Source organism: Nostoc sp., from assembly GCF_036917235.1.
Taxonomy (GTDB): domain Bacteria; phylum Cyanobacteriota; class Cyanobacteriia; order Cyanobacteriales; family Nostocaceae; genus Nostoc.
Window position 1 is genome coordinate 126498 of the sequence record NZ_JBALDU010000099.1, and the last position, 13568, is coordinate 140065.

Genomic DNA, 13568 nt, shown 5'->3' on the forward strand with positions numbered 1-13568 from the left:
TTTTTCTCGCTTTGCGCTTTGACGCGAAACTTTCATCCCGTTAATCAGCAACGCTGAATTTTTACTATTCCTGTAAAACGGTTTTTGATACAATCCTAGTTTTCTTAAGGTCAGCTTCCGAAAGTTCTTCCCCAGCTTGCAAGCGAGTAGCGGAAGTTTGCAAGACTGTCGCCGCCCCTTTATCTCCTATTTGTAAAGCGGTTTTAGCTGCTGTTTGTAGCATTGTAGCTGCACCAGTGCGATCGCCTTGTTGCAATTTCGCTTCGGCTAACTGGGTTTGGCGATACTTCGCTAATGCTAAAATAGATTGTTGTACCTGCGGATTAGAAGTCGGTTGATACGCCCGCACCACATCTGCATACACTGGCATCAGGGGCGAAAGTAAACCTTCTTCGTTAACCAACGGGTCATCATAGCGAATTTGTAGATGAGCGATCGCTTGTCTACCTTCTGGCAATTGTCCCAGATAAATGTTCGCCAAAACTACCCGTTCTACATCTTGCATCAAATCTCCCAAACGCACAGCAAAGCTACCATCAGCTTCCGGTTCCAGTGGTAACTCGATTGTGTCTGGGGCAACTTGGGCAATAGGTTTCAATTCTGCTAGTCGGACATTGGGCACTAGAGATAATAGTAAGTAGGCATTAGTTAGCCCAATAGATTGAATCCTTCCAAACAGTCGACTAAATTGCTCTACAGCTTGTTCAGGATGTTCAATATGGGCTAAAGTCCCACCACCAACATCAGCAATTTTTTCTAACAAATCCTGATTCCAGCTATTACCAAATCCCAGAGTGTTGATCGTTAGGTTCAGCTTGGCAGCCTTTTGTGCCAATTTGAGACAGCGCTTATTGTCATCTCGCCCGATATCCCATTTCCAAATCCGCAAACCGCTTTCACCATGCCCATCTGTCAGCAGAAACGCCTGGGAAACAGCGCCTCTTGTACCTTTCATCAGTTCTGTAATTCCCAATTCCAAACCATCAGCGATCGCAGTACCGCCGCTAGCAGTCAGTTTGCTTTTTATTTGAGATTTGATGCTTTCGGGGTCTTCGATCGCTTGGTTAGGGATAATGACTTCCGCAGAACCGGAAAAAGCCACAACTGAGATGCGATCGCCTACTTTCAACCGATCGATTAATCCTTCCACAGCCTGGATCACCGTTTTAATTGGTTGTCCGTGCATGGAACCACTTTTATCCAGAATCAAGCAGAGATTGAGGGGCAGATTTTGGTCAGACTCACCAGCGATGGCAAAAATCGTCATTGCTAGTTGACGTTGGCTACTTGTTTGAGCCACATCAACATTATTGTCATTTAACGCCGAGAGCAATTTAACTTTCATCTAAACCTGAGTTTACTGGGGAGGAGTATCTTGCAAAACTGTTTTAGAGACAATTCTGGTTTTCTTGCGATCGCTTTCAGATAAATCTCCACCAGATTGTAGCTGGGTGGCAGAAGTTTGCAACACCGTCGCCGCCCCAGTATCTCCCATTTGCAAGGCAGTTTTCGCAGCCGTTTGTAACATCGTCGCCGCACCACTGCGATCGCCCTGTTGCAATTTCGTCTCGGCTAGCTGGGTTTGGCGATACTTAGCTAATGCTAAAATAGAGTGTTGCACCTGGGGATTCGGGTCTGCTTGGTAATTTTTGACTACATGGGCATAAACTGGGATATTTGGTGTAACTAAACCTACCTTGTTGGCGGCTGGATCGTCGTAGCGGACTTGCACATTAGCGATCGCTTGTTCACCTGTTGGCAATTGTCCCAAATAAATATTAGCTAAGATTACCCGTTCTGCATCTTTCATTAAATCTCCCAACCGCACAGCGAAACGTCCATCAGCTTCTTGTTGCAGTGGTAACTCAATTGTGTCTGGGGAAACTTGGGCGATAGGTTTGAGTTCTGCTAGCCGGACATGGGGCATTAGGGAGAATAACAGAAAAGCGTTAGTCAATCCCACCGTTTGAATACGGCTGAACAGGCGATTAAACTCTTCCACTGCCTGTTCGGGTTTTTGAATATAAGATAAAGTACCTAAGCCAGCATCAGCAATTTTTTCTAAAACATCTTGGTTCCAGTTGTCACCAAATCCCAAAGTATTTAAAGTCAAATTATAGCTAGCAGCCAATTGGGCGAATTTCAAACAGCGATTGTTATCACCGTGTTCATTTTCCCCGTCGGTTAACAAAAAGGCTTGAGAAACAGTATCTTTTTTGCCCTTCGCCAACTCTTCAATCCCCAAACGCAGTCCTTCATCAATCGCAGTTCCACCATCAGCGGCTAGGCGATTAATTTGCTGCTTTATTTTCTCTGGATTTTCGACACTTTGACTAGATACTAAGACTTTGGCACGGTGATCGAAAACTACCACACTGAGGCGATCGCCAGGATTGAGTCTATCCACCAGACGATTCGCTGCTTTTTTCACCGTTTCTAGCGATCGCCCATTCATCGAACCACTATGATCGAGAATTAAGCATAAATTCAGGGGCACATGGCGGTCTTGAGTCTCTGCGATCGCCGAAATCGAAATTCCCAACTGACGTTGACTGTTCAGTTGATTTGCGTCCAAATTACCATCATTCAAGGCAGGCTGCAAATTAACCTTCATAACTCAGAGTCCCTATTCAGGATATACATACTAAAAAATAACTTCAAAGCACTACTTTAGCTCTACGGAAAACTTATCCAACACAAATACACTAATATAATCAGAATATCTTAGCTGAAACTTTAAAGTTCCCTCTGACGCAAGCGTACGGTATGGGAGTATGTCACAAGCCAAACATTGGCAGATGTCAGCCCCCCTTCAAAATTAGGGAGAAATCCACACCTTGAACAGAGTTGGCATCACGCTAGGATGTATTAGAGTTAACGGCATAATTTCAGGCGATCAGTTGCTATGGACATTTCCGCCATCAAGGCTGTTCAATCCCCCTATTACGGCGATCGATTTTACCGGAAACCGCCGCCAGATTTACCATCTCTATTGTTAAAGGAGCGAATTGTCTACTTAGGAGCTCCTCTAGTTCCACAGATCACAAAACTGATCATCGCCGAACTACTGTATTTGCAGTCCGATGACCCAGAAAAACCAATAAAAATTTATATCAACTCCACTGGTACTTCTGGTTACAGTGGCGAACCCATTGGCTTTGAAACCGAAGCCTTCGCCATTTACGACACAATGAAATATATCAAGCCTCCTATCCACACCATCTGCATCGGTACCGCGATGGGTATGGCAGCGATGCTCCTCAGTGCTGGTACAAAAGGTTGCCGTGCTAGCTTACCCCATGCTTCTATTATCCTGCACCAACCCAAGAGTTACACCCAAGGTCAAGCAACGGATATTCAAATTCGGGCAAAGGAAGTTCTAGTAAATAAGGCATCGATGATTAATATTCTGTCTCGGACTACCGAACAGCTGCCAGAAAAAATTAGCAAAGACATGGATCGTCTACTATATATGACTCCCTATCAAGCTAGGGACTACGGTTTGATTGACCGAGTTTTTGAGAAAGAAGAACTGGCTAATCCCCCACTACCCGCGAGTGTCCTTTAAAGGATGAAGTGAGTACACTTCTTGGATCTTCAACTCCCTTTAGTCCATAGAAGCGCCTCGCGTTGAAGCTAAACAGCCTTCATCCTTGCTATTAATCATTGTAATAACGGAGCAAATTATGCCTATTGGTTACCCTAGCGTTCCCTATCGATTGCCAGGGGGACAGATGGAAGAATGGGTTCACATTTATACTCGTCTTTCCCTAGAACGGATTATTTTTCTGGGAGAAGAAATTGATGATGAAATTGCCAACCAGATTATAGCCTTCTTGCTATATCTGGATTCAGAAGATCCAGGTAAGGATATTTACATATACATCAATTCTCCAGGTGGTATGGTTACATCTGGGATGGCAATTTATGACACCATGCAACATATCAAATCAGATGTGGTAACGATATGTATGGGTTTAGCTGCCTCTATGGGGTCTTTTCTTCTAGCAGGTGGAACCAAAGGCAAACGGCTAGCATTGCCTCACTCACGGATTATGATTCACCAGCCTTCAGGTGGCACCCGTGGGCAAGCAAGCGATATCGAAATTGAAGCTAGAGAAATTCTGCGGATTCGTCACCAGCTCAATGGGATTTATGCCGATAACACTGGTCAAACCTTGGCAAAAATTGAAAAGGATATGGATCGTGACTTTTTCATGTCAGCCGAAGAAGCGAAAGAATACGGTTTAATAGACCGTGTGATTGAAGAACGAACCTCTGTAATAACAGGGGAGTAGGGAGGCAGCACTTCTCTACGAGAGGCTGCGCCAACGGCTACGCTCTGTTACCGAGGGGCAGAGGGGCAGGGGGGCAGAGGGGCAGAGAGGCAGGTGAAGAATTCTAACTCCTAACTCCTAACTCCTAGTTCGCTAATCCCCACTCCCCACTCCCCTTCTTTAAACAAACTGTCAACATTGAACTTTAAAATAGAAAATTAGCCCTTATTATTAATAGTCCGGGCTTGAAGCTGATACTGACAGATAATAGCCAATAGCTAAATATTCGATAGCTGATAGCTCAAGATGGATCTTGGAGATTGCTACCGTTTACTAGGTTTAAGATCGGGAGCTTCTTTTGCTGACATCAAAGCGTCTTACCGACGACTGGCGCAGCAATATCATCCCGATATCAACCCAGATGACAACAAAGCCAAAGATAAGTTTATTGCCTTGACAGAGGCTTACAAACTCCTGCTGACGGTAGTACTACCAGAGGAAATTGGCGTACATTCAAGTCAGGTGTCAACGTCTGGACGTGACGACGCCAATGCAACGCAGCGGCAGAGAACGCCAGTAACGACGGTGACAAGCCAACAATCAGAGAAACCAAAGCCGCCGAATCTGTTGGAAATAGAAGAACGGCTGAAGTGGAAGACTTATGAGCAATTGCAGCGATTTTTGCAAGAAAGACGATTTCCGCAAGCGATCGCCCTGGCGGAAGCTTTAGCAGATCGGTTGTCAACAGATGCAGAAGTTCGCCAATGGCTAGCGATCGCTTATCAAATTTGGGGACGGGCGCTAATTTCCGAAAAACAATTACTCAAAGCCAGAATTTATCTCAAAAAAGCTTTGAAAACAGATCCTCATAATAAAAGTCTCTGGTATGAAGTCCAGCGCGATTTCCAGCGCTTGGAGCAAATTTTTTAAAGTTTACAAAATTTATCGAAGAAGGCAAGAGGCAGATAGCGCAGCGTTAGCGAGTCCGCGATCGGCGGGCAGGAGGCATGATTTGTTCCTCCTACCTCCTACCTCCTACCTCCTGAAGAATTACCGCCATTTCCTCAACACTGTTCCCAAGACAGCGATTCCCTCAACAATCTTCTCCGTTGTTTGAAAGCTAAAAGCTAATCTGATGGCATCATCTCCCTGGCCATTGGCATAGCAGCGAGTTCCTGGCAGAAAGCTGATACCGTGTTCATTGGCAGCAGTTAGGAGTGCTTTGGCGCTTATATCTGGTGGCAATTTACACCACACAAAAAAGCCGCCACCTGGTCGCAAAGCAACTACATTGCTGGGAAACTCTTGAGCGATCGCTTCTAACAACAAATTACACTTATGCTTGTAGCAGGCGATTAGCTCCTGAATGTGACGATCTAGTTTACCTGTAGCACAGTAGCGGCCAACCACATGGCTGACAAATGGCCCCACAGGCCCCTCACTTTTGAACATTGCCAACCGCTCAATAATTGCTGGATCGCCACAAGCCCAGCCTAGTCGGATACCAGGCGCAATGATTTTCGAGAAGGTATTCACATATAACACCCACCCCTCCTTGTCAAGGCTTGCTAAGGATGGCACAACTTCGCCTTGGAAGCGCAAATCGCTGTAAGCATCGTCTTCCACCACCAATACGCCATACTCAGCCGCTAACGCTACCAGTTTTTGGCGGCGAAATAGCGACATAGTAGTGCCTGTGGGATTATGAAAAGTAGGGATAGTGTAAATAAACCTGGGTCGAATACCCCGTTTTTTCAAGTCGCTTAAAGTTTCTTCTAACGCATCTACATCCATTCCCATCTCATCTACAGGAATGGTAATTAGGCGGGCGCCAGCCTGAACAAATCTATTAACTACTCCCAAAAAGGTTGGCCCTTCCACAATTACCACATCACCAGGTTCGAGAAACACATCTGGCAGCAAGCCCAAAATCTGACCGGAACCGTAGCCAATAATTACGCGATCGCGATCGGCGGGTATTCCTTGAGCTTGCAAGCGGAGAATAATTTGTTCATAAAGTTGGGCTGAAGGTGGCCCATAATTGAGAGCGATCGGAGCTTCTTCTCCCAGTACAGCCGCGCTTGCAGCAGACAAGTCAGCATGGGGAAAGAGAATTGGGTCAGCTAGACCATAGGCAAAGCTGACGGTGATGATTTTGGTTAACTCAGTGCCGTAAGTTGGTGGTGTCAGATTTCTAGCTCTTTCGGCGAACAAATCAGCAATTTGGTAAGCAGAAGTGGTAGAAGCCATAAGCGATTAAAAATTGGGAGTCAGAATATAGAACACACAAAGGCAATTAGCAAAAAGTCATACGTATGTATTCTTTCTTATAACATCATGACAAGTATCGTAAATATTGATTGCTAGAACAAAATTACTATAGTGAAATTAATTAACTTCAAGTGGCAGCAGTTAATTCTCAGCTTAGGCTGCCTACTACTGATTATTGCCTGTCAGAGTTTATATCCCACTACTAACTCAGACGCTAAACCTCTCAAGGTGGCTACAGACCCCACCTTTGTCCCTTTTGAGATCCAAACAGCTAGCGGGAACTTGGAAGGCTTTGATATTGATTTAATGAATGCAATCGCTAAAGTAGCAGGTTTTGCAGTCCAGTTTGAAAGTCTGCCCTTTGATGGCATGATCTCTACCTTGCAAGCCAAAAGAGTCGATGCAGCAATTAGCGGAATCACGATTACCGCCGAACGCCTCAAAACAATTGCTTTTTCACGACCTTATTTTAAAGCCGGACTTGCGATCGCTGTCCGCGAAGACAATCAAAATATTCAAGACTTCAATAGTCTCAAAGGTAAAAAAATTGCTGTCCAAATTGGTTCAACTGGGGCCGATTTTGCTAAAACCATCCCCAACGCCAAAATTAGTACTTTTAATTCCGGGCCAGAATTTTTCCAAGACTTGCTCAATGGCAACGTTGATGCTGTGATTAGCGATGCTTTTGCTACTTTGTATGCCATTAAAAATGGCAAACTTAAAGGCATCAGAGTTGTTGCGGATTTCCTTACCCAAGAATACTACGGGATTGCTATGCCCCAGGATTCACCCCATTTGGATGCGATTAACAAAGGTATAGCGACTTTGTTATCCAATGGCACTTACAAGCAAATTTATCAAAAATGGTTTAAAGTTGAACCTCCACAATTGCCAGACTCTTGACAGTTGGGGATTGGGCACAAGAGGCAGAGGTGCGGAGGGGAAAAATTTACTGCAACTTCTCCTCTGCTCCCCTGCTCCCCTGCTCCATTTATAAGGAATTGCCTGCCAATATATGAAATATTTATCTAATATGCGTCACAATTAATACTGCCACCAAAATTCATTGATAAACTACAATCTACTGTAGTCAGGGACAGCCAATTGTGGCACCTTGGATCTTAGTGGCTAGAAGCACCTTGGAACGAACGGGAATAAAGGAACTTCCACTATGCTGATTTGCCCTCAGTGTAAATTTGAAAACCCCAATAGCAACAAATTCTGTCAAAACTGTGGCGCGTCCCTGACTCACAAGGTCTGTCCTGAATGCAGTACAGATGATGTACCTGTGAATGCACTACGTTGTCATAACTGTGACACTGAATGTGGAACAGTGTTTTGGGCAATTATTGCTAAAGAAACGACTGGGGAAGCTTTGAGAGGAGAAGGAGATGTAGGAGATGTGGGAGGTGAGGGAGATGAGCAAGCAATACCCTCCTCATCTCCTCTATCGCCTAGTTCTCAAATTACATTAGGCTCCTATTTAGACTCCCAAGAGCGCTATCAATTGTTAGATACGCCACTTGCCCAGACGGAAACTGCCATTATTGCTGATGTAGGTGTGAGAGTTCTAGACTGCCAACCGTATCAAATATCACCCATTGAGGCAATACTCGCAAGTCAAGAATCAGATTTGCTAACGCCATCAGTGGAAGTGAGTGAGATTCCTCGGCTTGCTAAACTTTATATTGCTTTACAATCCCAAGATGAGCGGGGGATACCGTCGATTCACGACGCATGGCAGCAAGGTGATATACAGGTATTAATAATCGAAAACCGCTCGGATTGGCAGTATTTACTCGACCTCTGGCAAGAAGAAACAACCAGTTCGTTAAAAATTTTACACTGGTGTTATGAAATGACCCAACTTTGGGCAGTATTGGAACCAGTAAATTGTCGTCAAAGCCTTTTAGATTTGTCGAATTTGCGATTGGATGAAGACCAAACGTTGGCGCTACAAAGGTTGTATGTGGAATCATCGAATTCTCAGCCCGCCACGGAGTCGCCAGAAGATGCTCCTCGCCAAACATCTACTATTCCAGAGGAGCCGTTAACTATCCAAACTTTGGGAAGAGTTTGGCAAGCACTATTTAGACAGTCGCAACGAACTCAATTTGGCTCTGTAGTCCAGATGTTGGGGGATTTAGAGGTAGGTAAGATTCAGACGATCGCCCAATTGCGATCGCGTTTGGAGGAAATTTCTATTGAACTGGAAGCACTAGGAACCGCAACTTTGCCGCCAATACAGGAGAAAAATACTACTGTGTCCACTATCCCGCAATCAGATGAGTTAGAAGATATCATTAGTAAAACTGATGATATGCCAACTGTTGTGCTGGCGATGCAGTTAAGCAGCTTAGAAGATGCAGGACGCACAGATGTAGGGCGTCAACGTCATCATAACGAGGACTGCTTTGGCATTGAAACCAAAATTCATAAACTGGAGTTCCCTAAAAGTCGAGTCTTAGAAGGGCATGGTTTGTATATTCTTTGTGATGGTATGGGTGGACACGCTGGCGGCGAGATAGCCAGCGAGTTAGCAGTCAACACCTTACGGCAATACTTTCAAGAACACTGGATTGCCAACCAGCTGCCAACAGAAGATAGCATTCGTGAGGCAGTGTATTTAGCTAATGAGGCGATTTACAAGCTCAATCAACAAGATGCCCGTTCTGGAGTTGGGCGTATGGGTACAACTTTAGTAATGCTTTTAATTCAAGATACTCAAGCAGCAGTTGCTCATGTGGGAGATAGCCGTCTCTATCGCCTGACGCGCAAACTGGGACTAGAACAAGTCACAGTAGATCACGAAGTTGGGCAACGGGAAATTAACCGAGGAGTGGAAGCAAGCATAGCTTACGCCCGTCCAGATGCCTACCAACTTACCCAAGCCTTGGGGCCTCGTGATGAAAACTCGATTAATCCCGACGTAGGTTTTTTCGACATCAACGAAGATACTCTTCTGCTGTTGGCATCGGACGGTCTATCAGATAATGATTTACTAGAAACCCATTGGCAGACCCACTTACAACCCTTACTTAGTTCTGGTGCTAACTTAGAACGGGGTGTTACAGATTTAATTGATTTGGCAAATCAATACAACGGTCACGACAATATTACTGGTATACTTATTCGGGCAAAAGTACGCCCAAATCTAGAAAGTTGAAAATTAAGGGACTGGGGACTGGGAACTGGGAAATAATTTTTCTACTCTCCAATCCCTAATCCCTAATCCATTTACCTTATAAGGTTGTATTGTGGTTAGTCTGACCCTGTTAGAACCGCAACAGAAAACGCCCCTCCAGCAGTGGAGCTTTGAGAACTCCTCCAGAATTCGGATTGGTCGAGCGGCAGATAATCACGTTGTTTTAAATGATAGTTTAGTTTCGCGGCATCATCTAGAACTGAGAAAAGTCGGTGAAGCTAGCAATGGCGATGCTTGGCAGTTGATTAGTCAAGGTACAAATGGGACTTTTCTCAACGGTATCCTTGTACTTCAGAGTCCGTTACCAGATAATTCCCTTTTGCAATTGGCACAGGGAGGCCCAATACTGCAATTCCAAATTCAGGAGGTAACAGTACTAGAAACTGGTTTGCGATCGCAGCAACAAATACAAGGGACAGAAGAAAACGCCGCTGAGACACTTTACTCAGCAAGAAATCTGGCAAATTTATCTTCAACTTGCACGCACGAAGGCAACTCTCCAAATAATGTGTTTTGCATCCACTGCGGTCAACCTCTCTCAGTCCAACAGAGAATTCGCCATTATCAGGTGTTGCGAACTCTCGGACAAGGAGGTATGGGTACTACCTATCTCGCTTGGGATGAGGCTGGTCTGATTGCGGGTATGCCACAACTGCTGGTGTTGAAGCAAATGAATGCTGATATGCTGAAAATTGTCAAAGCTCAAGAGTTATTTGAGCGAGAGGCGCACACTCTCAAATCCCTTAACCATCCAGGAGTTCCCAAGTATTATGACTTCTTTGTAGAAGGCGGAAAAAAATACTTGGCAATGGAACTAATTCACGGACAAGATTTGGAGAAACGCGTCTATACCACCGGCCCAGTGACACCAAACCAAGCGATCGCTTGGATGATCCAAACCTGCGATATTTTAGACTATCTTCATAGCCAAGAGCCTCCACTGATTCACCGCGATATTAAACCCGCCAATTTAATGGTGCGAAGTTCAGAAAATCGCATCGTGGTGCTAGATTTTGGCGCAGTTAAGGAAATCGGCACAGCGCCCGGTACTCGAATTGGTGCAGAAGGTTACTGCGCCCCTGAACAAGAACGAGGACAACCTTTGACTCAATCTGATTTGTATGCAATTGGGCCAACGCTGATTTTTCTGCTCACAGGCGAAAACCCGTTCAAGTATTACCGCCAACGAGGGCGAAACTTTAGGTTTGATGTGGCAAAAGTTCCCACAATTAGTTCCCAATTAAGAGATGTTATCGATCGCGTTACAGAACCATTACCACGCGATCGCTATCAAAATGCAAAGGAATTAGCTGCGGCTTTAGCTGCTTGCAAACTTTAGAGAGTCGGGATGTGTGTAGAGACGCGATTAATCGCGTCTAGGGAGTGGTGAATATTAAAAATTTCCATCCCCTATTCCCTATTTTCTACTCTTCATCCCAAGTTTCTACAGCTAGCAATTCACTAACTGGGTCTTGCATACTAAAGCCAAAGTCAAGCAATTCTTGTTTCCAGTGCTGCCATTCATTACCATAGAGCAGAGCGATTTTCCAGATGCTATCGCTTGGCTTGATAATATTCGATTCTATGAGTGATTGCACGTTGCGCTGCAATTTCACCATTGGGTGAATCACTTGCTGAGTCATAACCTCGATTGAATTCTGATTTTGTGGGTAAATGCTTAATTAAAACTGCTTTCCATTCTGCAATTGTTGCCGGCCCGTAGAGTGCTGTAATTTGGTAAAGCTAGTCTTAACTTTCTAACTATACCATAACAAACTCTACTAAGTTACTGGTAAATTCGGTTTTGTACGGTAATTACCACCAGAAAATCCCAATTTTACCAAGCAGTCCTTAAACTTTTTGCAGAAGCCAGAAAAAAGTTTTGAGAGAAGGAGTAAGGGATGTTTATCTTTCCCCTTTTTTCTTTAACCTTTGCTCCTTTTGTTTTTCCTCTTTACCTGTACCTTTTTTCCGCAACAGTGCAACACTACCTTTCGTAAGATATCTATTGTGGACGCCGAGCAGAATAATTAGTCCTCAGGGAAGTTCCACTAAGTAGTATGATTGAGCATATTGGGAAAATTCTGTTTGTTTAAACTTAGGGAAAATATGCTTGTTGGTTGAAGAAGCTATAGGATACGAGCTAGTTTGAAAGTTTTTGACTGACAAGGGAAATTTGCAATTGAGTAGAAATTTTTACTCACTTTTTGATTCAAATGTTATTTACAATATCGCAAACATTTGGCTTTAGGCGAAATAATTGCAAATCTTTATATAATTTTTATGTTTTGCTCAGAGAATAAGACCTGTTAGGGCACAGGGTAGGGTTTTGCTTTGAGGTATGGGAGCGATACTACGCATGGCAAAATTGGCAGTACAGCATAGGCTTACCATAAGGTTCTCTCGTCTTCAGAGTAAGCATTTGAAGTTTGTGTAAAAAATTTTTAGCGAGGATGTTAGTTTCTGTTGAGCAGATGGGTATCCTCAGAACGGGAGGCTTGCTGATACTTAAGTGTTTACCGCAGCAAGTATGTGAGGCATGGCTGGTTCAGACGAAGAATACCTAATTACCCGCAAAAAGCAGATTCAGCGACGACAAAAGATTGTCACCATAGTGTCGATGTTCTCGTTTTTTGGTTCTACGGTATTTGCAGTTATTCCCGTAATCCAACAGGCTACTCAACCTAAGCCAGCAACTGCGTCTGCGTCTCCTGAGTCAGGATTACAGCAACAGGCGCGGGGCTACGAGTTGGTTTTGCAACGGGAACCAGAAAACCAACTTGCTTTAGAGAAACTGTCTGTCCTGCGGTTGCAATTGAAGGATACGAAAGGTGCGATGAAACTTTTGGAGAAGTTGGTAAAGTTGCACCCTGATCGGCAAGATTACAAAGTTGTATTAGAGAAGATTAAGAAGCAAGAGGGTAAGAACGTCTCTGCTCAGTAAAAATGGGGCGCATTGGTCAATCTCTAAAGGTAGTATGATATGTCTTCCTACACTCAAAGTGAGTATCCTAATAATGAAACTTATCTTTCTTCATTTGTATTAGTAGGAAAAGAGCTTGAAAAACAAGGATGGTTGTTATTTGAAAATATTGTTGATAATCAATTAGTTGAAAAGTTGAAGTTAGACCTCGATAAAGCAAATACAATAGCTCGTCATATTCAAATCAAGAATGATGTAGCACATAATACTGATGGGACGATTAATCACCTATTGGGATTAGGTGACAGCTTTATGGAATTTCTAGAAAAAATGTATTTGAAAGAAGCAATAACAAGTTACTTTGGTGGCAACTATATTTTGAATATCTTTGGTGGTGTAAATAATCTTAAGAATCATCCTTCTTATCTTTTAAATATTCATCGAGATGTTCGCTGTTTCACAGGCAACCTAAAACTGATGCTTCAAATGATTGTCATGCTAGATGATTTTACGCTAGAAAATGGTGCAACTTACTTTATGAATGGAGGACATTATCTAGCAGATCGGCCATCTGAAAAACTATTCTACGAAAATTCCACTCGCGCTGTTGGAAAAAGTGGTAGCATCATTCTCTTTGATGCTAACCTTTGGCACGCAGCAGGAAGCAATCAGACGGATGAGCCTAGACGCGCTCTTACACTCTGTTTCACTAAGCCTTTTGTCAAGCAACAGTTGGATTTACCTCGATACTTTGGATATGACTATGTAACCAGTTTATCGGAAGAAATGAAGCAAATACTTGGATACAATGCTCTAGTTCCAACAAATTTGCAAGAATGGTATCAACCTCCAGAAAAGAGATTTTACAAACCAGGACAAGGCTAATTTATTA

Annotated in this window: 12 protein-coding genes; 8 read left to right on the plus strand and 4 right to left on the minus strand. The window is 43.7% G+C overall.

Translation table 11 applies throughout. The features are described from left to right. Positions 1–64: 64 nt before the first annotated feature. A complete protein-coding gene (locus V7K44_RS28370) occupies positions 65–1345 on the minus strand; it encodes a vWA domain-containing protein (protein ID WP_334936636.1) in 1281 nt (426 codons plus the stop codon). Positions 1346–1357: 12 nt separating this feature from the next. After that, positions 1358–2614, minus strand: coding sequence for a vWA domain-containing protein (locus V7K44_RS28375; protein WP_334936638.1), 1257 nt, complete (start codon positions 2612–2614; stop codon positions 1358–1360). A gap of 291 nt (positions 2615–2905) precedes the next feature. Between V7K44_RS28375 and V7K44_RS28380 the strand changes: the two genes are divergently transcribed. The 3 genes from V7K44_RS28380 (at position 2906) to V7K44_RS28390 (ending at position 5207) form a co-directional block, all read left to right on the plus strand. Continuing rightward, a complete protein-coding gene (locus V7K44_RS28380; RefSeq protein WP_334936639.1) occupies positions 2906–3568 on the plus strand; it encodes an ATP-dependent Clp protease proteolytic subunit in 663 nt (220 codons plus the stop codon). A 118-nt stretch (positions 3569–3686) separates the two neighbouring features. Continuing rightward, complete coding sequence (locus V7K44_RS28385; protein ID WP_334936641.1) at positions 3687–4298, plus strand: ATP-dependent Clp protease proteolytic subunit; 612 nt, start codon at positions 3687–3689, stop codon at positions 4296–4298. Between the two features lie 285 nt (positions 4299–4583). Next, positions 4584–5207: a J domain-containing protein gene (locus V7K44_RS28390; RefSeq protein WP_334936643.1), complete on the plus strand. Its 624-nt coding sequence runs from the start codon at positions 4584–4586 to the stop codon at positions 5205–5207. Positions 5208–5327: 120 nt separating this feature from the next. On the opposite strand, the gene V7K44_RS28395 is transcribed toward V7K44_RS28390, so the two are convergent. Beyond that, positions 5328–6527, minus strand: coding sequence for an aminotransferase-like domain-containing protein (locus V7K44_RS28395; RefSeq protein ID WP_334936645.1), 1200 nt, complete (start codon positions 6525–6527; stop codon positions 5328–5330). Positions 6528–6659: 132 nt separating this feature from the next. On the opposite strand from V7K44_RS28395, the gene V7K44_RS28400 reads away from it, so the two are divergent. From V7K44_RS28400 to V7K44_RS28410, 3 genes are all read left to right on the plus strand, one after another. Continuing rightward, positions 6660–7451: a basic amino acid ABC transporter substrate-binding protein gene (locus V7K44_RS28400; RefSeq protein WP_334936647.1), complete on the plus strand. Its 792-nt coding sequence runs from the start codon at positions 6660–6662 to the stop codon at positions 7449–7451. A gap of 268 nt (positions 7452–7719) precedes the next feature. Then, on the plus strand, positions 7720–9714 hold the full coding sequence (locus V7K44_RS28405) for a serine/threonine phosphatase (RefSeq protein WP_334936649.1): 1995 nt from the start codon (positions 7720–7722) through the stop codon (positions 9712–9714). Positions 9715–9805: 91 nt separating this feature from the next. Next, positions 9806–11092 carry an FHA domain-containing serine/threonine-protein kinase gene (locus tag V7K44_RS28410; RefSeq protein WP_334936651.1) on the plus strand — a complete coding sequence of 429 codons (1287 nt, stop codon included), beginning with the start codon at positions 9806–9808 and terminating at the stop codon, positions 11090–11092. An 85-nt stretch (positions 11093–11177) separates the two neighbouring features. Here the strand turns inward: V7K44_RS28410 and V7K44_RS28415 are convergent, their stop codons facing one another. After that, complete coding sequence (locus tag V7K44_RS28415; protein WP_012407469.1) at positions 11178–11396, minus strand: DUF4327 family protein; 219 nt, start codon at positions 11394–11396, stop codon at positions 11178–11180. A gap of 896 nt (positions 11397–12292) precedes the next feature. Between V7K44_RS28415 and V7K44_RS28420 the strand changes: the two genes are divergently transcribed. Next, positions 12293–12697, plus strand: a complete 405-nt coding sequence (locus V7K44_RS28420) for a tetratricopeptide repeat protein (protein ID WP_334936653.1) — start codon at positions 12293–12295, stop codon at positions 12695–12697. A gap of 39 nt (positions 12698–12736) precedes the next feature. Further along, positions 12737–13561 carry a phytanoyl-CoA dioxygenase family protein gene (locus V7K44_RS28425; protein ID WP_334936655.1) on the plus strand — a complete coding sequence of 275 codons (825 nt, stop codon included), beginning with the start codon at positions 12737–12739 and terminating at the stop codon, positions 13559–13561. The last annotated feature ends 7 nt before the right edge of the window (positions 13562–13568 follow it).